Here is a 24,677-nt window from a genome sequence, read left to right as displayed (position 1 = left end):
GTCCCCCCGTTTTCGTTCCACCAAAAGTTCCGGCCCCCCGACACGAAGATCGACGTGTCGGGGGGCCGGTTGGTTCCCGTACCCGGAGGCAGCAGGTCAGGCCAGGGCGCGGCCCAGCAGGTAGACGGCGGGCGCGGCGGCGGTGAGCGGCAGCGCGATGCCCGCGGTCATGTGTACGAAGCGCGAGGGGTAGTCGTAGCTGGCGACCCGCAGGCCGACCAGCGCGCAGACCCCGACGCCGAGGCCGAGGAGCGCCCCCGAGGTGCCCAGGTCGGTGAGGCTGCCGGCCGCGATCCCGGCGCCCGCCGAGGCGAGCAGCGCGGCGATCAGGGAGACCGGTCCGGGCAGCGGCAGCGCCCGGGCGAGGACGGTCGCGGCGACCGCGATCCCGCCGACGACCACCGCGTCCGGGGCGGCGCCGAGGTGTCCGGTGGCGACGACGGTCAGGGCGGCGGAGGCGATGGTGGCCATCAGGCCGTACATGCGCTCGTCGGGGTCGGCATGGCTGCGCAGCTGGAGGACGAGGCAGAGCAGCACCCAGACGCCGAGCGTGCCCAGGATCGCAGCGGGCGCGTGGTCGCGGCCGGTGGCGAGGAGGGCGGCGTCGGCGACGAGTCCGCCGAGGAAGGCGAGGGCGATGCCCTGCCGGGCGGGCCACATGCCGTTGAGCCGGAACCAGCCGGCGGCGGTGAGGCCCTGGAGCAGGACGAGCGGGACGAGCAGTCCGTACGAGCCGAGGGAGGCGCCGCCGGCGAGCAGCAGGCCGAGGACGGCGGTGAGGGCGGCGGGCTGCATCCCGGGCTCGATGATCGGCGAGCGGCCTTCGGCACGGGCCCGCTGGGCGTCGGTGATGCGGGCGTTCCCCGAGGTCGTGGGCGGGGAGTAGGCGGGCTCGGCCCCGGGAGCCGGAGCGGGGACCGCCGCGGCCAGGGGCTGGGCCACGGGCTCGGCCACGGGCTCCGCGTAGTACGCCTGCTCGTACGGCTGCTGGTAGCCCTCCTGCGTCCCGTAGGTCACGGGCGGCTGGGCCTGCGCCCGGGCGGCCTGGATCTGCTCGTACGAGACGGCCGGCTGGTACGAGGTGTCCCAGGTCTGGCCCTCCCACGTCTGCGTGACGTCGGCGGGGTTCTGCTGCCCGTTCGCGTTGGCGTTGGCGTACGGGTCGTACTGCTGCCCGCCGTAGTACTGGTCGTTGCTCATGCTCTGGGGTTCACCCTCCTGCGAACGGGGGGAGCACCTCGACCGTGCCGCCCTCGGCAAGCCGTACCGTCTCATGGCTCCGGGTCCCGACGGGGGCGCCGTCGACCAGGAACGAGCACCGCTTGAGCACCTGGACGAGCTCGCCCGGGTGCTTCGCGCGGACGGCGTCGAGGGCCTCGGCCAGGGTCCCGGCGGTGTACGGCTCCTCGGCGACACCGGCGGCGGCCTTGGCCGCGGCCCAGTAGCGGATGGTTCCCGCTGCCATAGCGGCGCTCCCTTCGTTCGTGTGCGCGCCGCCCCCCATCATGGGCTATGCGCGCGTGGGCCCGGTCCAGGGCCGGGCGCGCGTGGGCCCGGTCCAGGGCCGGGCGCGCGTGAGCCGGTCCCGGGCTACGCGCGCGTGAGCCAGTCCCCGAGGCGGGCGAGTAGTTCCTCGTCGGCGGCGTTCTCGGCGTGGCCCATGCCGCGCTCCAGCCAGAGTTCCGCCGGGCCCGCGGCGGCCAGCATGCGCGGGTGGTCGAGCGGGAAGTACGGGTCCCGGTCGCCGTGCACGATGAGGAGCGGGGTCGGCGCGATCAGCGGGACCGCCTCCACGGGAGACAGGGGCACGGGGTCCCAGGCCCTGCTGTCGATCCGGGTGCCGAGCCCGTACCGCCCGACGAGGCGGCCCGCCGGCCGGGTGACCACCCAGTGGACGCGGCGCATCGGGGCCGTACCCCGGTAGTACCAGCGGGCGGGCGCGGACACGGCGGCGACCGCGTCGGCGCGGCCCTCCGCCCCCCGCTCCAGGGCCGCGTGGCGCAGGACGACGGAGCCGCCCATGGAGAAGCCGACCGTCGCCACGCGCGCGTGGCCGAGCTCACGGGCCCAGCGGACGGCGGCGGTCAGATCGAGGACCTCCCGGTCGCCGACGGTGGAGCGGCCACCCGAGCGGCCGTGCCCGCGGAAGGAGAAGGTGACGACGGCCGCGCCGCGCTCCGCGAGGGCGTGGGCGGCGCGCCGGACGGCGGGCCGGTCGGCCGACCCGGTGAAGCCGTGGGCGAGGACGACCGCCGTATCGGTGACACTTGCCCGTGAGGGTTCGTAAACCGCCTCGATCCGGACACCGTCATCGGTACGCAACGTGGACCGCACGGGACCGGAAGTGAGCGAGGAAACATCCAGGATGTGAAATCGACCCTCTGCCTCGGAACTCATGTGGGCTATTCTGCTTGCCAGAGGATCCGGGCAACGCAGCCCCCGGGTCCTTTTGTGTTTTCCGACCGTTGTTACGGACGGATGAACAAAAGCTCTCAGGGCGCGAGAGCAACACGTGAGCACACATAGACGTCCTCGCAGGGACCGAGGAGGAACCGACGTCATGGACGAGCGAACGACGACGCACGACGGATCGACGACGACGCACGGATCGACGACGACTCAGGCAGGTGGGGTGCGATGAGCTCACTGCTGCTCCTGACCAACGCCCTCCAGCCGTCGACCGAGGTGCTGCCGGCACTCGGCCTGCTGCTGCACAACGTGCGCGTGGCCCCCGCAGAGGGCCCCGCGCTCGTCGACACCCCCGGCGCGGACGTGATCCTCGTCGACGGCCGGCGGGATCTCCCGCAGGTCCGCTCGCTCTGCCAGCTGCTCCGCTCCACGGGGCCCGGCTGTCCGCTGATCCTCGTCGTCACGGAGGGCGGTCTCGCGGCCGTCACCGCCGACTGGGGCATCGACGACGTCCTCCTCGACACGGCGGGTCCCGCCGAGGTCGAGGCGCGGCTCCGGCTGGCGATGGGCCGCCAGCAGATCGTCTCGGACGACTCCCCGATGGAGATCCGCAACGGCGACCTGTCGGTCGACGAGGCGACGTACAGCGCGAAGCTGAAGGGCCGGGTCCTGGACCTGACCTTCAAGGAGTTCGAGCTGCTCAAGTACCTGGCCCAGCATCCGGGCCGGGTCTTCACGCGCGCGCAGCTCCTCCAGGAGGTGTGGGGGTACGACTACTTCGGCGGCACCCGTACGGTCGACGTCCACGTACGGCGGCTGCGGGCCAAGCTCGGCCCCGAGCACGAGTCGCTCATCGGCACCGTCCGTAACGTCGGCTACCGCTTCGTCACGCCCGAGAAGGTGGAGCGGGCGGCGGAGGAGGCCCGCAAGGAGGAGGCCCGCGCGGGCGCCCGGGTCAAGGGAGCCACGGAGGACGTCACCCTGCCGGAGGACAGGAACGTGGCGGATGCCACAGTGCGACCTGCCGGTAGGTAGGTCCCCCCGCGTAGACTGCCGCGCGTGGCCAAGGTGACGCGGGATGACGTAGCGCGACTTGCAGGTACTTCTACCGCGGTCGTGAGCTACGTCATCAACAACGGACCCAGGCCGGTCGCCCCGGCCACGCGCGAGCGTGTCCTCGCCGCCATCAAGGAGCTGGGCTACCGGCCCGACCGGGTGGCCCAGGCGATGGCCTCCCGGCGCACCGACCTCATAGGCATGATCGTCCCGGACGCGCGGCAGCCGTTCTTCGCCGAGATGGCGCACGCGGTCGAGCAGGCCGCCGCCGAGCGCGGGAAGATGGTCCTCGTCGGGAACTCCGACTACCGGACCGAGCGCGAGGTCCACTACCTGCGGGCCTTCCTCGGGATGCGGGTCTCCGGGCTGATCCTGGTCAGCCAGGGCATGAGCGAGCAGGCCGCGAGCGAGATCGAGGCCTGGGACGCGCGCGTGGTGCTGCTGCACGAGCGGCCCGAGGCGATCGACGACGTGGCCGTCGTGACCGACGACATCGGCGGCGCCCAGCTCGCCACCCGGCACCTCCTGGAGCACGGCCACCCGTACGTGGCGTGCCTCGGCGGCATCCCGAACACCCCGGCCGTCGGCGACCCCGTCGCCGACCACGAGGAGGGCTGGCGGCGGGCCATGCTGGAAGCGGGCCTCTCGATCGAGGGCCGGCTCTTCCAGGCGCCGTACAACCGCTACGACGCCTACCAGGTCGCGCTGAAGCTGCTGTCCGGCCCCGACCGGCCGCCGGCCATCTTCTGCTCCACCGACGACCAGGCCTTCGGTGTCCTCCGCGCCGCCCGCGAGCTGCGCATCGAGGTGCCGACGGAGCTGGCGGTCGCGGGCTTCGACGACGTGAAGGAGGCGGCGCTCACCGATCCGCCGCTGACCACGGTCTCCTCGGACCGCCCCGCGATGGCCCGGGCGGCCGTGGACCTGGTCCTCGACGACTCGATCCGCGTGGCGGGCTCGCGCCGCGAGCGGGTGAAGCTCTTCCCGTCGGCGCTGGTCGTCCGCCGCTCCTGCGGTTGCCACGAGTAGACCCGCGAGACCCGTCTTTATACGGGACATACGGGGTTCTGTCGGGCTTCTCAGCCGCTCCTCAGACGGTTCTCATGTACGGCTCCGAGAGTCATAGCCATGACGGACTTCCAGGAGCAGCAGCCGCAGCAGCAGCCGTACTACCCGCCGAGGCCACCGTACGAGCCGACGCGGCCGGCGCAGGCGGCGCAGGCGGCGCAGGCGGCGCAGGGACCGTACGAGCAGACGCAGGCGGCGCAGGGACCGTACGGGCAGACGCAGCCGACGCAGGGACCGTACGAGCCCACCCAGCCGATCACCACCGAGCCGGGCACGACCATCTGGCCCTCCGGCGGTCACGTGCCGCCGCCGGTGGACCCGCCCCTCGTCGCCACCGTCCCCGCCCCCGCGCCCTCGCCCCGCCGCCGCGCCAAGCGCGGGGTCGGGCTCATGGCGGCCGTCGCCATCGCCGCCGCGGCGATCGGCGGCGGCGCGGCCACGCTGGTGCAGCAGCTCACCTCCGACTCGGTCGCGACCGCCTCCTCCCCCGTCGTGAGCGGCACCAACGTCTCCACCGGCAGCAAGGGCACGGTCGCCGGGGTCGCCGAGGCGGTCTCCCCCTCCATCGTGGAGATCTCCGCGACCTCGAACGCCGGCAAGTCCACCGGCTCGGGCGTGATCATCACCTCTGACGGCGAGATCGTCACCAACAACCACGTGATCTCCGGCGCCTCCTCGGTCACCGTCCAGCTCAGCAACGGCAAGACGTACGAGGCCGAGGTCGTCGGCACGGACCCCGACAAGGACCTCGCCCTGATCAAGCTCAGGGGCGCCTCCGGGCTCAAGGCCGCCACGCTCGGCGACTCCTCCAAGGTGAAGGTCGGCGAGGAGGTCGTCGCGATCGGCTCCCCCGAGGGCCTGACCGGCACCGTCACCAGCGGCATCGTGTCCGCGCTCGACCGGGACGTGACCGTCGCCAAGGACGACGACAGCCAGAACCAGCAGCAGGACCAGCAGCAGTACGACCCGCGACAGGGCTGGCCGTTCGAGTTCGGCGGACAGCAGTTCAACGGCGACACCGGCTCGTCGAAGACCACGTACAAGGCGATCCAGACCGACGCCTCGCTCAATCCGGGGAATTCCGGCGGCGCGTTGATCAATATGAACGGCGAGATCATCGCAATCAATTCGGCCATGTATTCGCCCAGTTCTTCGAGCGGCTCCACCGCCGGAAGCGTCGGCCTCGGATTCGCGATCCCGATCGACACCGTGAAGGCCGACCTGGACAGTCTCCGCTCGGGCGGCGACAACTGAGCACGTGGGACGCTGACCCCATGACGGGACAGTCTTTGCCGGGACAGCAGAACGAAGCCGAGCGCATCCTCATCGTCGACGACGAGCCCGCCGTGCGGGAGGCCCTGCGCCGCAGCCTCGCCTTCGAGGGGTACGCGACCAAGGACGCTGTCGACGGCCTCGACGCGCTCGCCGCGATGGAGACGTACGCCCCCGATCTCGTCGTCCTCGACGTCCAGATGCCCCGCATGGACGGGCTCACGGCGGCCCGCCGGATCCGGGCCGCCGGCTCGACCGTGCCGATCCTCATGCTCACCGCCCGCGACACGGTCGGCGACCGGGTCACCGGCCTCGACGCCGGCGCGGACGACTACCTGGTGAAGCCCTTCGAGCTGGACGAGCTGTTCGCCCGCATCCGGGCCCTGCTCCGCCGCAGCTCCTACGCCGCCGCGTCCGCCGCCGCCCCCGCCGAGGACGACGTCCTGGCCTTCGAGGACCTGCGGATGAACCTGGCCACGCGCGAGGTGACCCGGGGCGGGCGGACCGTGGAGCTGACCCGGACCGAGTTCACCCTCCTGGAGATGTTCCTCGCGCACCCGCGCCAGGTCCTCACCCGGGAGCAGATCCTGAAGGCCGTGTGGGGCTTCGACTTCGAGCCCAGTTCCAACTCGCTGGACGTGTACGTGATGTATCTGCGGCGCAAGACCGAGGCCGGCGGCGAACCGCGCCTCGTCCACACCGTACGGGGCGTGGGCTACGCGCTGCGTGGAGGAGGCGGGGAGTGACAGGCCCCTTGAGAACGGCCATCCCCTTGAGGAACTGGTTCCGCTCGCGACCGCTGCGCTCGCGGCTCGCGCTGCTGACCGCGGCCGCCGTGGCGTTCGCGGTGGCGGCCGTGTCGCTGGCCTGCTGGTTCGTGACGCGGGCCCAGCTGGAGGCCGAGCTGGACTCCTCGCTGCGCAGCACCCGCCTGGAAACGGACGGCGTGCAGGCCCTGCTCGCCCTGTGCCGCCAGGGCACGCCCCCGCCGCCCATGGCGGTCCCGTACACGGTGCAGATCGTCTTCGCCAACGGCAGCGTGTGCACCTCGGGCGAGGCCGCGATCCCCGTCGGATCCAGCGACCTCGCGGTGGCGCGCGGGCAGCTGGACGACGTCCTGCACACGGTGAAGGACGAAGCGGGCCGCGAGATGCGGGTCTACACCTACCCGCAGGGCGGCCCCGCCGGGCTCGCGGTCTCCCTCGCCCGCCCTCTCTCCGAGATCGACAACTCGATGTCCACCCTTCGCTGGGTGCTGCTCCTGGTCTCCGGGATCGGTGTCGTCGGCGCGGGCGCGGCCGGCCTGTGGGTCGCGCGGACAGGTCTGGAGCCGGTGAACCGGCTGACCGACGCTGTCGAGCACGTCGCCGCGACCGAGGACCTGACCGTCCGCATCCCGGTGGAGGGCGAGGACGAGATCGCCCGCCTGTCCCGCTCCTTCAACGCGATGACGGCGGCGCTCGCGAGCTCCCGGGACCGGCAGGCGCAGCTCATCGCGGACGCGGGCCACGAGCTGCGGACGCCGCTGACCTCCCTCCGTACCAACGTCGAGCTGCTCGCGCGCAGCGAGGAGACCGGCCGGGCGCTCCCGCCGGACGACCGGCGGGCCCTGATGGCCTCGGTGAAGGCGCAGATGACGGAGCTGGCCGCGCTGATCGGCGACCTCCAGGAGCTGGCCCGCCCGGACGCGGTGCAGCCGGGCCCGCTCGAAGTGGTGCCGCTGCACACGATCCTGCGGAACGCCCTGGACCGGGCGCGGCTGCGCGGCCCGGAGCTGACCTTCGTCACCGACCTCGCGCCCTGGTACGTACGGGGGGAGACGCCGGCGCTCGAACGGGCCCTGGTGAACGTCCTGGACAACGCGGTGAAGTTCTCGCCGCCCCGGGGCACGGTCGAGGTGACCCTGATGCGGGGCGAGCTGACCGTCCGCGACCAGGGCCCCGGCATCACCCCGGAGGAACTCCCGCACGTCTTCGACCGCTTCTGGCGCTCCCCGTCGGCCCGCAGCCTGCCGGGCTCGGGCCTGGGCCTGTCGATCGTGGCGCGTACGGTGCAGCAGGCGGGCGGCACGGTGTCGCTCGCCCCGGCGGAGGGCGGCGGCACGGTGGCGACGCTCCGGTTGCCGGGGGCGCCGACGCCACCGCCGGAGCTGTGAAAACGGGTTCGCCGTCGGGCGGCCCGGGGTCCAGGGTGGACCCATGGACGACGACCGCGGCCTGAACCCCGACGGAACGATCGCGCGCGAGGGCGCCCTGGACCGCGTACCGGCGGAGTTCGCGCCGGTCGTCGAGGCGGCGCGGGCCCGGATCCCTGAGGCGTTCGGCCCGGACCGGCTGCACAGCGCGTACCTGTACGGGAGCGTGCCCCGGGGCACGGCGGTGGCCGGCGTCTCCGACCTGGACGTGCAGCTGGCCCTGCACGGGGAGCCCACGGAGGCGGACCGTGCCGCCGCGCGGGAGGCGGAGGCGGCGCTCGACCGGGAGCTGCCGCAGATCGACGGGGTCGGGATCCTGCTGAGCAGCACCGGGACGCTCCTCAGCGAGCCGGAACGCCACGACCTGGGCTTCTTCGTGGCCTGCCTGTGCACCCCGCTCCTGGGCCCGGACCTGGCCGCCGAGCTGCCCCCGTACCGCCCCACGTCCCTGCTCGCACGCGAGACGAACGGCGATCTGGCGCTGCTCCTGCCGGGCTGGCGTGCACAGCCCGCAGACCGTGCCCTGGGCCGCAGGGTCGGCCGCCGCCTGGTCCGTACAGGCTTCACGCTGGTCATGCCGCGGTGGGGCGGGTGGACGAGCGACCTGGACCGCTCGGCGGCGGTCTTCGGCGCGTTCTACCCGGAGCGGGCGGAGCAGATGCGCCTGGCGGCGGAGGTGGGCAGGTCACCGTCCCCGGATCCGGCGGTCCTGGGGCTCCTGATCGAGGACCTGGCCCCGTGGCTGGCGGCCGAGTACACCGCCGTGCACGGCGCGAAGACTCCGCGCTAGTTGTGCCGGAGCAGCGCCTCCACCAGCCCCGCCCGGGTGTTGGGAAAGTCCATGGGCACGATCCCGAGCCCGGCCTTCCCGGCGAGCTCGGCGCTGTCGAGGAACCCGTGCACCCATGGGTTCAGCCGGTCGGAGTTCCAGCGGGGCGGGAGGTAGGCGGAGGTGCTGACGAAGTTCACGTAGAGCCGGCCGGGCTGGGAGACGGCGGCGCGGAAGTGGGCCTGGATCTTGGGGTACTTGGCGTCGGGGAGGGCGTTCCAGTCGTCCTGGACGGCGAAGACGGCGGGGTCGGCCCACCGGAGTCCGGGCAGCCCGCCGTTGTCGGCGAGCAGCACGACCCGCCCTCGGGCCTCGCCGAGCAGCGGCAGCGAGTCCCCGATCCGGAAGAGGGACCGCCAGCCGCGCCGGTCGAGGTAGTCGTCGAAGACGGCGCGGAAGGTGGCGTCGGACTCCTCGGAGTACTCCTGCTTGACGCGCATGAGGACGGTCTCGGAGGGGTGCGCGGCGAGGAAGTCCCGGCAGGCGACGAGTACGTCCCCGAACATCATGTTCTGGTAGGAGGCGCCGTGGTGGATGGCGAACGACCCGCCGGTCACCCGGCACCGCACGTCCAGGAATCGGACACCGCTGTCCAGCTGCTGGGCGATGGTGGTGTTCTGGCACTCGCTCCAGGCCCCGCCGAACCGGGCCCCTGAGTCATGGGTCCCGGGAATGGTCAGCCGCCGCAGATCGGTCCCGTCCCCCTGCGCCCCCATCCATGCGCGCACGTCCACGGCCGAGGCGGCGGGCGCTCCCACGAACAGAGCGGCACCGGCACCCGCGGCCCCCACGAGGAATCGTCGTCGGTCCATGGATCGGGACTATGACAGGTCCACAACAACATCACCAGGGCGCGAACACGACAGAAGGGGCGGCGGTCCGCCGAAGCGAACACGACAGAGGGGGCGGCGGTCCGCCGAAGCGGGACCGCCGCCCCCTCTCAGGAGCTACCGGGAGTTACTTCACGACCGTGATGCGGTCCGCGGCCGGGACCGGGAGCGGGTTGGCCGCCGAGGAGTGGGCCGCCAGGTAGGCGTTGAAGACGTCGAGGTCCGAGGCGCCGACCAGCTTGTTCGTGCCGGTGGCCAGGGCGCCGAAGCCGTCGCCGCCGCCCGCGAGGAACTCGTTCATCGCGACGCGGTAGGTCTTCGCCGGGTCGATCGCCTCGCCGTTCAGCTTGATCGTGCCGTCGACGACGCGGTCCGCGCCGGTCTTCGTCATGTCGAGCGTGTAGGTGAGGCCCTTCGAGACCTGGAGGATCTTGACCGAGTTCAGGTTCGAGCCGCTGACCTGCTGCTTCAGGGCGGTGATGAGGTTGGCGCCGGACAGGTCGACCACGTTCATCATGTTGGTGAAGGGCTGCACGGTGAAGGACTCGCCGTACGTCACCACACCGTCGCCCTCGGCGCCGGACTGCTTGTAGACGAGGTCGGCGCGGATGCCGCCCGGGTTCATCAGGGCCAGCTGCGCGCCGCCCTTGTCCGCCGGGGCCAGGCCCTCCAGCTGCGCGTCGGCGATCACGTCGCCGAGCGGCTTCTCGAACGCCGTGGAGCCGCGGCCGTTGATGTCGGCGGCGATGAAGCCCTGCGGGCGGTTCGCGACCGGGGCGGCGAGCGCCTTCCAGTCGGCGATGAGCTGCGAGATGTCCGCGGCCTTCGGCACGTCGCGCGAGACGACGTGGTTGGCGGAGGCGACGGCCGTGCGCACGATGTCCTTGGTGGCGCGGTCGTAGGTCAGCGTCGTGTCCGTGTACAGCTTGCCGAACGAGGACGCCGAGGTGACCAGGCGCGGGTTGCCCGCCGGGTCCGGGATGGAGCACACGTACGCCTGGTGCGTGTGACCCGTGACCAGCGCGTCGACCTGCGGGGAGACGTTCTTCGCGATGTCGACGATCGCGCCGGAGACGCCCTCGCCGTCACCGTCGCCGTCACCGTCGCAGTTGTAGTTGTACGAGGCGGAGGCCGGCATGCCGCCCTCGTGGACCAGGGCGACGATGGACTTGACGCCCTTGCGCTCCAGGATCTTCGTGTACTTGTTGATCGTCTCGACCTCGTCGCCGAACTTGAGGCCCTTGACGCCCTCGGCCGTGACGACGTTCGGGGTGCCCTCCAGGGTCACGCCGATGAAGCCGATCTTGACGCCGTCCTTCTCCCAGACGAAGTACGGGTCGAGCAGCGGCCTGCCGGTCTTCTCGTCCGTCACGTTGGCCGCGAGGTACGGGAAGTCGGCGCCCCCGAAGGTCTTGCCCTCGACGAAACATCCGGCGGTCGGGTGACAGCCGCCGTTCTGCATCCGGGCCAGCTCGCGCGCGCCCTCGTCGAACTCGTGGTTGCCGACCGAGGTGACGTCCAGGTCGAGGTCGTTCAGGGCCTCGATCGTCGGCTCGTCGTGGAAGAGGCCGGACAGCAGCGGCGAGGCACCGATCATGTCACCGGCCGCCGCCGTGATGGAGTAACGGTTCCCCTCACGCGCCTGGCGCAGGTGCGTCGCCAGGTACTCGACACCACCGGCGTCGACCTTCTCCGTCGTCCCGTCCGGCTTGGTCCGGGTGACCTGCCCGGACGAACCGGCCGGCGGCTCCAGGTTGCCGTGCAGGTCGTTGAAGGACAGCAGCTGGACGTCGACCATCCGGCCCCATCCCTTGCCGTTCGTCCCCTGCCCGACGGCGTACTCGTCCCCGGCCGCACCGGCCGACGGCATCGCGGCGACGAGCGCCCCGACGGTCGCAAGCCCCGCACCGGCGGCGAGAATTCGCCGTGCCGTCTTGTTCTTCCTCGGTGTCGCTGCCATCTCTCCCCTAGTCCCCTTGCCCCGTTTCGCGGCCTTGATCTACGCCCCCGTTGCGCGTGCAGCCTAGAGTCAACGCGCGTAGCGCAACAGGGGGTGGCCGGTTACAAGACAGTTGCCGATGGCTGACGAAGTGTCGCCGTAGGCTCGTAGCCATGACTTCCGACACGGCGCCGGCCCTCGAACCGGGACGGCAGATCCACACGTATGACGAGCTCACGCCCGAGCAGATCCAGGACGTACTGGAGCTGCTCGAGGCCGCCGACCACGCCGACGGCCTGCACGCCGTGTCCGAGCAGGGGCGGCTCTACCTGCGTCACGGCAGGCGCGAGGGCGTGCGTCACTTCCTTCTCACCGTCGGCTCCCACCTCTACGGCTACGCCCAGCTGGAGGAGACCGACCCGATCGAGGCCCCGGCCGCCGAGCTGGTCGTCCACCCCTCCCACCGGGGGCGCGGCCATGGCCGGGCGCTCGGCACCGCCCTGCTCGCCGCCTCCGGCAAGCGGCTGCGCGTCTGGGCGCACGGCGGCAAGTCGGCGGCCCGGCACCTCGCGCAGGTCCTCGGCCTGACGCTCTTCCGCGAGCTGCGCCAGCTGCGCCGGCCCCTGGTGCCGCTCGACATCCCGGAGCCGGTGCTGCCCGAGGGCGTCACCGTCCGGACCTTCACGCCCGGCGTCGACGACACGGCCTGGCTCGCCGTCAACGCCGCCGCGTTCGCGCACCACCCGGAGCAGGGCTCGCTCACGCAGCGGGATCTGGACGACCGGATCGCCGAGCCGTGGTTCGACCCGAAGGGCTTCTTCCTGGCGGAGAAGGACGGGCGCCTGATCGGCTTCCACTGGACGAAGACGCACGCCGAGGAGCAGCTCGGCGAGGTGTACGTGGTGGGCATCCTGCCGGACGCCCAGGGCGGCGGCCTCGGCAAGGCGCTGACGGCGATCGGCCTGCGGCACCTGGCGGCGCAGGGCCTGCCGACGGCGATGCTGTACGTGGACGCGGACAACACGGCGGCGGTGACGGTGTACGAGCGGCTCGGGTTCACGACGCACGAGGTGGACCTGATGTACCGCACGGAGTCCTGAACACGGAGATGACAGGGGGCGGTTGACACCGCCCCCTTCTTTCCACCACCCTTTCACTACTTGATTAGTGAAAGGGTGGTGGAAGGGATCGTGGTCGAGTACCGCATCGATCGGCGCAGTGGCGTCGCCACCTACCTCCAGATCGTCCAGCAGACGAAGCAGGCCCTCCGGATGGGCCTCCTGGAACCCGGCGACCGACTGCCCACCGCACGCGAGGTCGTCGAAGCGACGGCCATCAACCCCAACACGGTCCTCAAGGCCTACCGCGAGCTCGAACGCGAAGGCCTCGTCGAGGCCCGCCGCGGCCTCGGCACCTTCGTCCGCGCCACCCTCGGCACCGGCCCCGCCGACTCGCCCCTGCGCGGCGAACTCACCGACTGGGCCCGCCGGGCACGCGCCGCGGGACTCGAGCGGGAGGACGTGGCCGCGCTCTTCACATCCGTACTGAAGGAACACTTCGAGGGGGAAGACGACCGATGACGAAGGACACAGCCCTGGAGGCCCGCCTCCTGGGCAAGCGATACGGGGGAAGAGGGCGCGGCTGGGCCCTGCGGGAGTGCGACTTCGCCCTCCCCGCCGGCCGGATCTGCGCCCTCGTCGGGCCCAACGGCGCCGGCAAGTCCACCCTCCTCGCCCTCGCCGCCGGCTTGCTCCGCCCCACCGAGGGCACGATCCACGCCCCGGCCCGCGAGCACCTCGCGTACGTCGCCCAGGACAAGCCGCTCCACCCCCGGCTCAGCGTCGCCGACACCCTCCGCATGGGCCGCGAGCTCAACCCGGGGCGCTGGGACGAGGCCGTCGCCCGGCGGGTGATCGCCGATGAACTCGATCCGCGCGCCCTCGTACGCGAACTCTCCGGCGGTCAGCGCACCCGCGTCGCCCTCGCACTCGCCCTCGGCAAGCGGCCCGAACTGCTGCTCCTCGACGAGCCGATGGCCGACCTCGACCCGCTCGCCCGCCACCAGCTGATGGGCCTGCTCATGGCCGACGCCGCCGAAAACGGCACGACCGTCGTCATGTCCTCGCACATCCTCACCGAGCTGGAGGGCGCCTGCGACCACCTCCTCCTGCTCCACGGCGGCAAGGTCCGCCTCGACGGCCCCGTCGAGGACCTCCTCGCCGCCCACACCCTGCTCACCGGCCCGATCGCCGACCTCGCCCCGCACACGGTCGTCGAGTCCCGCACGACGGGCCGTCAGCTCACCGCCCTGGTACGCCACGAAGGCCCCGTCGAAGGCCCCTGGGACACCACGGCACCCTCCCTGGAGGACCTCCTCCTCGCCCACCTCCGCACCACCGAAGGAGCCCCGGCATGAGCACCATCACCCTGAAGGGCCCCTACTGGGTGACGGTCCGCCAGTACCGGCGGACGCTGTGGCTGGCGGTCGCGGCGGTGGCCGTGTCCCTCGCGGTGATCGGCGGGCTGCGGATCTGGGACGCGCAGACGCCGGACCGGTACCTCGCTGACGGACGGCGGTACTTCCCCGACGACAACTTCGCCTACGAGATGCTGCGCGTGGCCACCGAGTCCGGCGGCGGGTACCTGCTCTTCCTGCCGCTGCTCGCCGGGGCATTCGTCGCGGGCCCGCTCGTCGCCCGCGAGTTCGAGTCGGGGACGTTCAAGCTCTCCCTCACCCAGTCGGTGAACCCGGCGGCCTGGCTCCGCGCCAAGCTCCTCACCGCGAGCGCCGTCGCCCTGCTCACCACGCTCGCCCTCACGGGCGTCTTCCGGATCGGCTGGGTCCGCGTCTCCGGCAGCTACCGCCTCACCTGGGCCGACCCGGGCCCGTACGAGGCGACCGGCATCGTCCTCTTCGCGTACGTCCTCGCCGCGGTCGCCGTCGGCGCCCTCATCGGCCTGCTGATCCGCCGCACCCTCGTCGCGATGGCGGCCACGGGCCTGACCATGGGCGTGGTCCTGCTCGTCCTCGGCACGTACCGCTGGTCCTTCCTTCCGGTGAAGACGATCACGGGCCCCATGGACTTGGACAAGGGCCCCCTCTTCGTCCCGGGCAACGGGCTGATGATGGACACGGGGCTGCTCACCCGCGATGGGAGCCGCATCGCGGAGTGGTCCTGCTACGAGGAGGGCAAGAGCGTCCCGGAATGCCTCGCTGGGAAGAACGTCACCGGCCAGTACCTCGACTACCACCCGCAGTCCCACTTCTGGCCCACCCAGCTCATCGAGTCCGGCATCCTCCTCGCCCTCGCCGCCCTCGCGGCCCTCGCCGCCTTCCGCGTCCTGCGCGCCCGGCACCCGTAGGGCCGACCCGCGGAGGACACCGCGCCCGGCAGCCGTAGAGGACACCCGCGGACACGCGTAGACATACCGGGGGCGGGGCCCCGACAAGGGCCCCGCCCCCGATTCCCGTACGACATGTCGTCGTTACCGGCCATTCAGACGCGCTTGCGACGCTCACGCAATGAAGCGCTCCGTGTCCACACCCGGCAGGGTGGTCCTCCCCAAAGGGAGACTTCCTTCCCCCACGGCCCGCTCCGACGCGCCCGACCACCCCTTCGCGCGGAAGAATGGGGCCATGAGCCAGCAGCCCGCCGAGGTCCCGGTCCAGTCCTCCGCCACGCCGTCCGCCCCGTCGAACGGAACGTCGTCCTTCGGTTCCATAACCGCGCACCGCGCGCACGTGGTGAACGGGGCCGTCGTCACCGACATCGACGCCGATCTCGACGCGGATCCCGACACCTACAAGGACGACGGCGCGCTCGGCGACGAGCTGCCGCAGGGGCGTTTCCTCGACCGTGAGCGCAGCTGGCTCGCCTTCAACGAGCGCGTCCTCGAACTCGCCGAGGACCCGACGACCCCCCTCCTCGAACGGGCGAACTTCCTCGCGATCTTCGCCTCGAACCTCGACGAGTTCTTCATGGTCCGGGTCGCCGGCCTCAAGCGCCGCATCGCCACCGGCGTCGCCACCCGCTCCGCCTCCGGCCTCCAGCCGCGCGAGGTCCTGGAACTGATCTGGACGCGCTCGCGCGAGCTCATGGCCCGGCACGCCGCCTGCTACCAGCAGGACGTCGCCCCGGCCCTCGCCGACGAGGGCATCCACCTGATCCGCTGGCCCGAGCTCACCGAGAAGGAGCAGGCCCGGCTCTTCACCCTCTTCCGGCAGCAGATCTTCCCGGTCCTCACCCCGCTGGCCGTGGACCCGGCCCACCCCTTCCCGTACATCTCGGGACTCTCCCTCAACCTCGCCGTCGTCGTGCGCAACCCGGTCAGCGGCCACCGCCACTTCGCGCGCGTCAAGGTGCCGCCGCTGCTCTCCCGCTTCCTGGAGGCCTCCCCACAGCGGTACGTCCCCCTGGAGGACGTCATCGCCGCGCACCTGGAGGAGCTGTTCCCCGGCATGGAGGTGCTCGCGCACCACATGTTCCGGGTGACCAGGAACGAGGACCTGGAGGTCGAGGAGGACGACGCCGAGAACCTGCTCCAGGCGCTGGAGAAGGAGCTCATGCGGCGCCGCTTCGGGCCGCCGGTGCGCCTGGAGGTCGAGGAGTCCATCGACCCGTACGTCCTCGACCTGCTGGTCCGCGAGCTGAAGATCTCCGACGCCGAGGTGTACCCGCTGCCCGGCCCGCTCGACCTCACCGGGCTCTTCGGGATCGCCGGGCAGGACCGGCCGGAGCTGAAGTACCCGAAGTTCGTCGCCGGCACCCACCGGGACCTCGCCGAGGTCGAGTCGGCGTCCGCGCCCGACATCTTCGCGGCGCTGCGCGAGCGGGACGTGCTCCTGCACCACCCGTACGACTCGTTCTCGACGTCCGTGCAGGCCTTCCTGGAGCAGGCGGCCGCCGACCCGGACGTCCTCGCCATCAAGCAGACGCTGTACCGGACCTCCGGCGACTCCCCGATAGTGGACGCCCTCATCGACGCCGCCGAGTCCGGCAAGCAGGTCCTCGTCCTCGTCGAGATCAAGGCCCGCTTCGACGAGCAGGCCAACATCAAGTGGGCGCGGAAGCTGGAGGAGGCCGGCTGCCACGTCGTGTACGGCCTCGTCGGCCTGAAGACCCACTGCAAGCTGTCGCTCGTCGTACGGCAGGAGGGCGAGCTCCTCCGCCGGTACTCGCACGTCGGCACCGGCAACTACCACCCGAAGACGGCCCGGCTCTACGAGGACCTGGGCCTGCTCACCGCCGACCCGCAGGTCGGCGCGGACCTCTCCGACCTGTTCAACCGGCTCTCCGGCTACTCCCGCCGCGAGACGTACCGCCGCCTGCTCACCGCCCCGAAGTCGCTGCGCGACGGGCTGGTCTCCCGGATCACCAAGGAGATCGCGCACCACCGCGCAGGCCGGCCCGCGTACGTCCGCATCAAGGTCAACTCGATGGTCGACGAAGCGATCATCGACGCCTGCTACCAGGCCTCGCGGGCCGGCGTCCCGGTCGACATCTGGGTCCGCGGCATCTGCGCCGTACGCCCCGGGGTCACCGGCCTCTCGGAGAACATCCGGGTCCGCTCGATCCTCGGCCGCTTCCTGGAGCACTCCCGGATCTTCGCCTTCGGCAACGGCGGCGAACCCGAGGTCTGGCTCGGCAGCGCCGACATGATGCACCGCAACCTGGACCGCCGGATCGAGGCCCTCGTACGGGTCTCCGACCCGGCGCACCGGGCCGCTCTCACCCGGCTCCTGGAGACCGGGATGTCCGACACCACCTCCTCCTGGCACCTCGGCCCCGACGGGAACTGGACGCGGCACGCGACCGACCCCGAAGGCCGGCCCCTGCGGCACGTCCAGGAGATGCTCATCGACGCGCGGAGGCGCCGGCGTGCACAACCCTGACCACTCGCAGGACGTCACGGCGGGCGAGGTCCTGGCCCCCTACCTGCACGCCCGGGCCGCGGACTTCCTCCGCGGCCTGCGGCTGCACCGCGAGAGCGGCTCCGACACGGCCGGGGCGGAGGAGGCCGCCCGTACGCTGCGGGGCGCGGCCCGCCGGATCAGCGGCACCCTCCACACCTTCCGGCCGCTGCTCGACACGGCCTGGGCCGACCAGCTGCGCACCGAGCTCGCCTGGCTCTCGGGGACGCTGGCCCTCGAACAGGCCTGTACGTCCCGACTCGTCCGCCTGGTGGACGCGCTGTCCCGCCTGTCGAACACCAGCGGGCCGGTGCCGGCGGCCCGCGGCTCGGAGGGCGCCGGGCTCACGGTCGGCGCGGCCCGGGCGGGCGCCCTGCTGGAACGCCAGCTGACCCTGGCCCGTACGCGCGCCCACTCGGCCTCCCTCCAGGCGCTCGGCTCCGCCCGCTTCCACGCGGTCGCGGACGCCGTGGCGCTCCTGGCCTCCGAGGTGCCGCTCGGGCCGGCGGGCGCGGCCCCGGCCGTCGAGGTCATCGACGCCCCCGCCGAGCTCGCCGAGCGGCGCCTCCTCGACGCGGTGGCGGCGCTCCCCCTCACCCGGGCGGCCCACCCGTACAACGCGGACGCCCTCGCGCTCGCCGCCGCCGAGAGCCAGGACGCGCCCTGGCACCAGACACGGCTCCTGCTGCGGCTGCACCGGTACGCCACCGAGGCCCTGCACACCGGCGGCCAACCGGACTCCGTCCTGTACGAGGCGGCCAGGGCCCTGGACCGGCACCGCGACGCGGCCGAGGCCGCTTCTGCGGCCGCCACGGCGGCCCGCACGCCGCGCATCGCCCCGGCCACCGCCTACGCCCTGGGCGTCCTCCACGCCGACCAACGCCACGAGGTGGAGGCGGCACGCTTCGCCTTCCAGCGCGCGTGGCGGCCAACAACGGCCCCGGTCCCATGACCACCCCGATCCTGGCGGCGGGCTGCGTCCTGTGGCGCCCGGCGATTTCCGGCCACGGCGTCGAGATCGCCCTGGTCCACCGGCCGAAGTGGGACGACTGGTCGCACCCGAAGGGCAAGCGGAAGCGCGGCGAGACGGCGGAGGCGTGCGCGCTGCGCGAGGTCCTGGAGGAGACGGGCCGCCGCTGCGAACTCGGCCCCCGCCTGCCGACGGCCCACTACACGGTCGACGGCCGCCCCAAGGAGGTCGCGTACTGGGCGGCCCGTGCCCTGGAGGGCGGCTTCGTCCCCACGAGGGAGGTCGACGCCCTGCTCTGGCTCCCGCCGTCCTCGGCCCGCCACCGCCTGACCCAACCAAGAGACCGCGACCTCCTGGACGCAGCAATGGCAACCACCCACCCTTGACGAGCCCACCCGCCTTCCGCGTGGGCCCCGCCCGTGTGGGCCCGCGCCCGGCTGGGCGGCGCCCCCGCCCGTGTGGGCCCGCGCCCGGCTGGGCGGCGCCCCCGCCCGTGTGGGCAATCGTCCCGCAGGGCGGGACGGGTGGGCACACGGGACGGCGCCCTCCAGCGGCGCCTCCGCCTTCCGCGCCTGGACCCGCACCCCAGCGGCGGCGCACAACGTGGTGCGGGCCAGGGCACAGAAGCCTCCGGCGCCGGCAGGGCGCGGGTCCGTTGCGCCCACCCGTTCCGCCCCAGCGGAACGATTGCCCACAACGGGGGCGGAGCCGGGGCGCCGCCGGAAGCCTCGCCCCACAACGGCCGCCGTCCGCCCAAGGCCCCCGCACCCGGGCTTCCGGCACGGTTCACTTCCCGTTCACTCTCCCCCGCCGACGGCTTCACCTGTTCTGCCTAATTTCGGCCTTACACGGTGCACGGAGCACAGCGCGCACCCACCAACCGACACACGCCGCCGTAGAACGGTCAGGACAACACGGTCCGCGACAAGGCGGCTTCTGGAAGGAACACCCGAAAGTGAAGCTTTCGCGCAAGAACGGGCTTCGCGCCTCCGCGATCGGTGCCCTCGTCGTCTCCGGTGCGCTCGTCCTCTCGGCGTGTGGCTCGGACAACAACACGGAGACCCCGACCAAGGACGGCGGCAGCAAGACCTCCGCCGCCGCGTCGAACATCGCGTGTGACGGTGCCAAGGGCCAGCTCCTGGCCGCCGGTTCCAGCGCCCAGAAGAACGCGATGGACCTGTGGGTCAAGAACTTCCAGGCCGCGTGCTCCGGCGTCGAGGTCAACTACCAGGCCATCGGCTCGGGCGGCGGCATCACCAAGTTCAACCAGGGCCAGGTGACCTTCGCCGGCTCCGACTCCGCCCTCAAGGACGAAGAGGTCGCCGAGTCGCAGAAGATCTGCAAGGGCGGCAAGGGCGTCAACCTGCCCATGGTCGGCGGCCCGATCGCCATCGGCTATAAGCTGGACGGTGTGGACAATCTGGTCCTGGACGCCCCCACGCTGGCCAAGATCTTCGACACGAAGATCACCAAGTGGAACGACCCGGCCATCGTCAAGCTGAACCCGGGCGCCAAGCTCCCCGACACCACGATCCAGGCCTTCCACCGCTCGGACGAGTCGGGCACCACCCAGAACCTCGGCAAGTACCTCTCGGCCACCGCGAAGGCCGACTGGAAGTACGACCCGAAGACGAAGTCGTGGCCCGCCCCGGGTGGCCAGGCCGCCAACGGCTCCTCCGGTGTCGCCACCGCGGTCAAGGACGCCGAGGGCTCCATCGGCTACTTCGAGCTCTCCTACGCGACGGCCAACAAGATCTCCACGGTCAGCATCAACACCGGTGCCGCCGCCCCGGTCGCCGCCACCACCGAGAACGCCTCGAAGGCCATCGCCGCCGCCAAGGTCAAGGGCACCGGCAGCGACCTGGCCCTCTCCCTCGACTACACCACCAAGGCCGAGGGCGCCTACCCGATCACCCTGGTCACGTACGAGATCGCCTGCGACAAGGGCAACAAGGCGGAGACCCTGCCGACCCTGAAGGCCTTCCTCACCTACACCGCCAGCGAGGAGGGCCAGAAGGTCCTCTCCGACGCCGGCTACGCCCCGCTCCCGGCCGAGATCGCGGCCAAGGTCCGCGCGATCGTCCCCACCCTGTCCTGACCCCCGGCCGGGCCCGGCCCCTCACCTCCCGTGGAGGGGCCGGTCCCGGCATCCGGTGCACCGCCGCCAGGGACCCGTACTCCCCGTACAGGACCCGCAGACCGGAGAAAACCGATGGCTACCACCTCACCTGACATACAGAGGAGCCGGCGCGCCAAGAGCGCGACCCGCCCCGGGGACCGCATCTTCAGCGGCCTCTCCCGCGGCTCCGGCATCACCCTCCTCGTGATCATGGCCGCGATCGCGGTCTTCCTCACCTACCGCGCCGTCCTCGCCATCTCGAAGGACAGCACGAACTTCTTCACCACCTTCGAGTGGATGCCGGCGAACACCCCGCCGGTCTTCGGCATCGCCGTCCTCGCCTTCGGCACGATCGTCTCCTCGATCATCGCGATGCTCATCGCCGTGCCCGTCGCGATCGGCATCGCCCTCTTCATCTCGCACTACGCCCCGCGCAAGCTGGCCAAGCCGCTCGCGTACGTCGTCGACCTGCTCGCCGCCGTGCCCAGCATCATCTACGGCCTCTGGGGCGCGATCTTCCTCGTCCCGTACCTGGACGGCCTCAACAAGTGGCTCGACCAGTACCTGGGCTGGACGTACATCTTCGACAAGTCCAGCGACGGCGTCGCCCGCAACCTCTTCACCGTGGGCATCCTGCTGGCGATCATGATCCTTCCGATCATCACCAACGTGACCCGCGAGGTCTTCCTCCAGGTCCCGAAGATGCACGAGGAAGCCGCCCTCGCCCTCGGCGCCACGCGCTGGGAGGTCATCCGCATGTCGGTGCTGCCCTTCGGCCGCTCCGGCATCATCTCCGCCTCCATGCTGGGCCTCGGCCGCGCACTCGGCGAGACGATGGCCGTCGCCGTCGTCCTCTCCCCCAGCTTCGTCCTCTCGGGCCACCTGCTCGACCCGGGCGGCGGCACCTTCGCGCAGAACATCGCCGCCAAGTTCAACGAGGCCAACGAGTTCGGCCGGGACGCCCTGATCGCCTCCGGTCTCGTCCTCTTCGTCATCACCCTGCTGGTCAACGGCGCCGCCCGCTGGATCATCGGCCGCCGCAAGGAGTACTCGGGGGCCGCGGCATGAGCCACGCCATACAGGATCGTCCGGTCGCGGCTGCCCCGCGCCGCCAGCCCCTCTCCCACGCCCGGCTCCCGCGCTGGACCCCGGCCGCCGTCGCCGCAGGATCGATCGCCGGAGGCATCGGCATCGGCCTCGCCGCCGGCTGGCACAGCAAGGTCCAGTGGGGCCTGATCGCCGCGCTGCTCTTCGTCCTCGTCACCTTCGCCGTGACCACCAAGGTCGAGGGCCGGCGCCAGGCCAAGGACCGCGTCGCCACCAGCCTCGTCTGGGTCTGCTTCGTCCTCGCCGTCATCCCGCTGATCTCCCTGGCCTGGGTCACGATCAGCAAGGGCGCACAGGTCCTCGACGTCTACTTCCTGACCCACTCGATGAACGGCGTCCTCGACGCCGAGGCCGGCGGCGGCGTCTACCACGCGCTGCTCGGCACCATCGAGCAGGTCGGCATCGCGACCCTGATCGCCGCGCCCATCGGCCTGCTCACCGCGGTCTACCTCGTCGAGTACGGCGGCGGCAGCAGGCTCGCCAAGGCCGTCACCTTCTTCGTCGACGTCATGACGGGCATCCCGTCGATCGTCGCCGGCCTCTTCATCCTCGCCACCTGGAACCTGATCCTGGGCTTCGGCCCCTCCGGTTTCGCCGGCGCGATGGCCCTCGCCATCCTGATGATGCCGGTCGTGGTCCGCTCCACCGAGGAGATGCTCAAGCTCGTCCCGAACGAGCTCCGCGAGGCCTCCCTCGCCCTCGGCATCCCCAAGTGGCGCACCATCCTGAAGGTGGTCCTGCCCACCGCGATCGGCGGCATCACCACGGGCGTCATGCTCGCGGTCGCCCGCATCACCGGTGAGACGGCCCCGGTCCTGCTCCTCGTGTTCGGTACGAAGCTCATCAACCCGAACCCCTTCGAAGGCGCCCAGTCCTCCCTGCCGCTCTACGTGTACGAGCAGTACGCGGTCGGCACCGACGCCGCCGTGGCCCGCGCCTGGGCCGCCGCGCTCGTCCTGATCGCCTTCGTCATGATCCTCAACCTGGTGGCCCGCGGCATCGCCCGCTGGAAGGCCCCGAAGACCGGCCGCTGACCAGCGGCAATTGGAAGTGATTCACATGGCCAAGCGAATCGACGTCAGCGGCCTCTCCGCCTACTACGGCGCCCACAAGGCGATCGACGACATCTCGATGACCGTCGAGCCCCGCTCCGTGACGGCCTTCATCGGCCCCTCCGGCTGCGGCAAGTCCACCTTCCTGCGCACCCTGAACCGGATGCACGAGGTCACCCCCGGCGGCCGCGTCGAGGGCAAGGTGATGCTGGACGACGAGAACCTGTACGGCACGAACGTCGACCCGGTCGCCGTGCGCCGCACGGTCGGCATGGTCTTCCAGCGCCCCAACCCCTTCCCCACCATGTCGATCTTCGACAACGTGGCGGCGGGCCTGCGCCTCAACGGCAGCTACAAGAAGTCCCAGCTGAACGACATCGTCGAGCGGTCCCTCAAGGGCGCCAACCTCTGGAACGAGGTCAAGGACCGCCTGAACAAGCCGGGCTCCGGCCTCTCCGGCGGCCAGCAGCAGCGTCTGTGCATCGCCCGCGCGATCGCCGTCGAGCCCGACGTCCTGCTCATGGACGAGCCCTGCTCCGCCCTCGACCCGATCTCCACCCTCGCCATCGAGGACCTGATCGGCGAGCTGAAGGAGCGCTTCACCATCGTCATCGTGACGCACAACATGCAGCAGGCCGCCCGCGTCTCGGACCGTACGGCCTTCTTCAACCTGGCGGCCGTCGGCCAGCCGGGCAAGCTGATCGAGCTCGACGACACCGAGCGCATCTTCTCCAACCCGAGCGTCCAGGCGACCGAGGACTACATCTCCGGCCGCTTCGGATAAAGACCGTCCTGCGGTGCTGCATGGCGGTGCCACCGCACGACGAAGGGCCCGGCTCCCCCACAGGGGAGCCGGGCCCAACCATTTCGTACGAGCCTGCTCGGCTTCGTACGAGCCTGCTCAGCTTCGTACGAGCCTGCTCAGCCGAAGATCAACCGCACCACGTAATAGCTCGCCGCAGCGACGAGCGCGGCCGCCGGCATCGTGATGAACCAGCCCAGGATGATGTTCTTGGCGACGCCCCAGCGGACCGCGTTGACCCGCTTCGTCGCGCCGACGCCCATGATCGCGGAGGTGATGACGTGCGTCGTCGAGATCGGCGCCTTGAAGACGAACGCCGTCAGGAACATGATCGACGCACCGGTCGTCTCCGCCGCGAAGCCCTGCGGCGGGTCCAGCTCGATGATCTTGCGGCCGAGGGTCCGCATGATGCGCCAGCCGCCCGCGTACGTACCGAGCGAGAGCATCACGGCGCAGGCGATCTTCACCCACACCGGGATCGGCGCGTCCGCGCTCTGCACGTCACCGATGACCAGGGCCATCACCACGATGCCCATCGTCTTCTGGGCGTCCTGGAGGCCGTGGCCGAGCGCCATGCCGGCCGCCGACACGGTCTGCGCGATACGGAAGCCGCGCTTGGCCTTGTGCGGGTTCGCCTTGCGGAACATCCACAGGATCGCGGTCATCACCAGGTAACCGACGATGAGGCCGACGACCGGGGACAGGAACATCGGGATGACGATCTTCTCCAGGACACCCGACCAGATGACCTCCGTGCCACCCGCGAGCGCCGCGCCCACCATGCCGCCGAACAGCGCGTGCGAGGAGGACGAGGGAAGACCGAAGTACCAGGTGACCAGGTTCCAGACGATCGCGCCGAGCAGGGCGGCGAAGAGGATGCCCATCCCCTGGTCGCCGGTGGGCGTCTCGATGATGCCGCTGCTGACGGTGTGCGCGACCCCCTGGCCGAGGAAGGCACCGGCGAGGTTCATGACCGCGGCCATCGCGAGCGCGGCCCGGGGGGTCAGCGCACGGGTCGACACCGAGGTGGCGATGGCGTTGGCGGAATCGTGGAAGCCGTTCGTATACGTGAAGCCGAGCGCGACACCAATGGTCACGATCAGAGCGAAGGTGTCCACG

23 protein-coding genes are annotated in these 24,677 nt (G+C 71.5%); 17 read left to right on the top strand and 6 right to left on the bottom strand.

Annotation, left to right across the window (positions count from 1 at the left end; translation table 11 throughout):
- Positions 1-96 precede the first annotated feature (96 nt).
- The 3 genes from AC07AW_RS36250 to AC07AW_RS36240 form a co-directional block, all read right to left on the bottom strand.
- Positions 97-1,200: a hypothetical protein gene (locus AC07AW_RS36250; RefSeq protein ID WP_478819713.1), complete on the bottom strand. Its 1,104-nt coding sequence runs from the start codon at positions 1,198-1,200 to the stop codon at positions 97-99.
- 10 nt (positions 1,201-1,210) lie between these two features.
- Positions 1,211-1,465 carry a MoaD/ThiS family protein gene (locus AC07AW_RS36245; protein ID WP_478819712.1) on the bottom strand — a complete coding sequence of 85 codons (255 nt, stop codon included), beginning with the start codon at positions 1,463-1,465 and terminating at the stop codon, positions 1,211-1,213.
- A 125-nt stretch (positions 1,466-1,590) separates the two neighbouring features.
- Positions 1,591-2,397 (bottom strand): alpha/beta hydrolase, encoded by an 807-nt coding sequence (locus tag AC07AW_RS36240; RefSeq protein ID WP_478819711.1) that lies wholly within the window; start codon positions 2,395-2,397, stop codon positions 1,591-1,593.
- Positions 2,398-2,637: 240 nt separating this feature from the next.
- On the opposite strand from AC07AW_RS36240, the gene AC07AW_RS36235 reads away from it, so the two are divergent.
- The 6 genes from AC07AW_RS36235 to AC07AW_RS36210 all read left to right on the top strand — a co-directional run bounded on the left by AC07AW_RS36235 (position 2,638) and on the right by AC07AW_RS36210 (position 8,789).
- Positions 2,638-3,444, top strand: a complete 807-nt coding sequence (locus AC07AW_RS36235) for a response regulator transcription factor (RefSeq protein WP_478819710.1) — start codon at positions 2,638-2,640, stop codon at positions 3,442-3,444.
- 24 nt (positions 3,445-3,468) lie between these two features.
- The gene (locus tag AC07AW_RS36230) at positions 3,469-4,494 is read left to right on the top strand and encodes a LacI family DNA-binding transcriptional regulator (RefSeq protein ID WP_392159162.1); all 1,026 of its coding nucleotides are present in this window, start codon (positions 3,469-3,471) and stop codon (positions 4,492-4,494) included.
- A 99-nt stretch (positions 4,495-4,593) separates the two neighbouring features.
- Positions 4,594-5,787: a S1C family serine protease gene (locus tag AC07AW_RS36225; protein WP_478819709.1), complete on the top strand. Its 1,194-nt coding sequence runs from the start codon at positions 4,594-4,596 to the stop codon at positions 5,785-5,787.
- Positions 5,788-5,807: 20 nt separating this feature from the next.
- The gene (locus AC07AW_RS36220) at positions 5,808-6,551 is read left to right on the top strand and encodes a response regulator transcription factor (protein WP_478819708.1); all 744 of its coding nucleotides are present in this window, start codon (positions 5,808-5,810) and stop codon (positions 6,549-6,551) included.
- Between the two features lie 8 nt (positions 6,552-6,559).
- The gene (locus AC07AW_RS36215) at positions 6,560-7,960 is read left to right on the top strand and encodes a sensor histidine kinase (protein ID WP_478819707.1); all 1,401 of its coding nucleotides are present in this window, start codon (positions 6,560-6,562) and stop codon (positions 7,958-7,960) included.
- 43 nt (positions 7,961-8,003) lie between these two features.
- On the top strand, positions 8,004-8,789 hold the full coding sequence (locus tag AC07AW_RS36210) for a nucleotidyltransferase (protein WP_478819706.1): 786 nt from the start codon (positions 8,004-8,006) through the stop codon (positions 8,787-8,789).
- Here the strand turns inward: AC07AW_RS36210 and AC07AW_RS36205 are convergent.
- A complete protein-coding gene (locus AC07AW_RS36205) occupies positions 8,786-9,640 on the bottom strand; it encodes a phosphatidylinositol-specific phospholipase C (RefSeq protein ID WP_478819705.1) in 855 nt (284 codons plus the stop codon). The two genes, AC07AW_RS36210 and AC07AW_RS36205, sit on opposite strands and share 4 nt — an antisense overlap.
- A 145-nt stretch (positions 9,641-9,785) precedes the next feature.
- Positions 9,786-11,618 (bottom strand): bifunctional metallophosphatase/5'-nucleotidase, encoded by a 1,833-nt coding sequence (locus tag AC07AW_RS36200; RefSeq protein ID WP_478819704.1) that lies wholly within the window; start codon positions 11,616-11,618, stop codon positions 9,786-9,788.
- Between the two features lie 152 nt (positions 11,619-11,770).
- Here AC07AW_RS36200 and mshD point away from each other — a divergent pair, with 152 nt between their 5' ends.
- From mshD to pstB, 11 genes are all read left to right on the top strand, one after another.
- Entirely contained in the window at positions 11,771-12,697 is a 927-nt protein-coding gene (gene mshD / locus AC07AW_RS36195) for a mycothiol synthase (RefSeq protein WP_478819703.1), read from the top strand.
- 90 nt (positions 12,698-12,787) lie between these two features.
- Complete coding sequence (locus tag AC07AW_RS36190; protein ID WP_478819702.1) at positions 12,788-13,177, top strand: GntR family transcriptional regulator; 390 nt, start codon at positions 12,788-12,790, stop codon at positions 13,175-13,177.
- Complete coding sequence (locus AC07AW_RS36185; protein ID WP_478819701.1) at positions 13,174-14,013, top strand: ABC transporter ATP-binding protein; 840 nt, start codon at positions 13,174-13,176, stop codon at positions 14,011-14,013. Before AC07AW_RS36190 ends, AC07AW_RS36185 begins: the two co-directional genes overlap by 4 nt.
- Complete coding sequence (locus AC07AW_RS36180; protein WP_478819700.1) at positions 14,010-14,960, top strand: ABC transporter permease; 951 nt, start codon at positions 14,010-14,012, stop codon at positions 14,958-14,960. Before AC07AW_RS36185 ends, AC07AW_RS36180 begins: the two co-directional genes overlap by 4 nt.
- 274 nt (positions 14,961-15,234) lie before the next feature.
- On the top strand, positions 15,235-17,490 hold the full coding sequence (locus AC07AW_RS36175; RefSeq protein ID WP_478819699.1) for an RNA degradosome polyphosphate kinase: 2,256 nt from the start codon (positions 15,235-15,237) through the stop codon (positions 17,488-17,490).
- Positions 17,477-18,460 carry a CHAD domain-containing protein gene (locus tag AC07AW_RS36170; RefSeq protein ID WP_478819698.1) on the top strand — a complete coding sequence of 328 codons (984 nt, stop codon included), beginning with the start codon at positions 17,477-17,479 and terminating at the stop codon, positions 18,458-18,460. The genes AC07AW_RS36175 and AC07AW_RS36170 overlap by 14 nt, the downstream gene beginning before the upstream one ends.
- Complete coding sequence (locus AC07AW_RS36165; RefSeq protein ID WP_478819697.1) at positions 18,457-18,864, top strand: NUDIX hydrolase; 408 nt, start codon at positions 18,457-18,459, stop codon at positions 18,862-18,864. Before AC07AW_RS36170 ends, AC07AW_RS36165 begins: the two co-directional genes overlap by 4 nt.
- A gap of 569 nt (positions 18,865-19,433) precedes the next feature.
- Entirely contained in the window at positions 19,434-20,576 is a 1,143-nt protein-coding gene (gene pstS / locus AC07AW_RS36160) for a phosphate ABC transporter substrate-binding protein PstS (protein ID WP_478819696.1), read from the top strand.
- 114 nt (positions 20,577-20,690) lie between these two features.
- The gene (gene pstC / locus AC07AW_RS36155; RefSeq protein WP_478819695.1) at positions 20,691-21,665 is read left to right on the top strand and encodes a phosphate ABC transporter permease subunit PstC; all 975 of its coding nucleotides are present in this window, start codon (positions 20,691-20,693) and stop codon (positions 21,663-21,665) included.
- Complete coding sequence (pstA, locus tag AC07AW_RS36150; protein WP_478819694.1) at positions 21,662-22,738, top strand: phosphate ABC transporter permease PstA; 1,077 nt, start codon at positions 21,662-21,664, stop codon at positions 22,736-22,738. Before pstC ends, pstA begins: the two co-directional genes overlap by 4 nt.
- 25 nt (positions 22,739-22,763) lie before the next feature.
- Positions 22,764-23,540, top strand: a complete 777-nt coding sequence (gene pstB / locus AC07AW_RS36145) for a phosphate ABC transporter ATP-binding protein PstB (RefSeq protein ID WP_376487454.1) — start codon at positions 22,764-22,766, stop codon at positions 23,538-23,540.
- A 137-nt stretch (positions 23,541-23,677) separates the two neighbouring features.
- Here the strand turns inward: pstB and AC07AW_RS36140 are convergent, their stop codons facing one another.
- Positions 23,678-24,676 carry an inorganic phosphate transporter gene (locus AC07AW_RS36140; protein ID WP_478819693.1) on the bottom strand — a complete coding sequence of 333 codons (999 nt, stop codon included), beginning with the start codon at positions 24,674-24,676 and terminating at the stop codon, positions 23,678-23,680.
- Between the last annotated feature and the right edge of the window lies 1 nt (position 24,677).

The organism is Streptomyces sp. NPDC044003, assembly GCF_056435185.1.
This window is presented reverse-complemented; position numbering and strand designations above follow the sequence as displayed.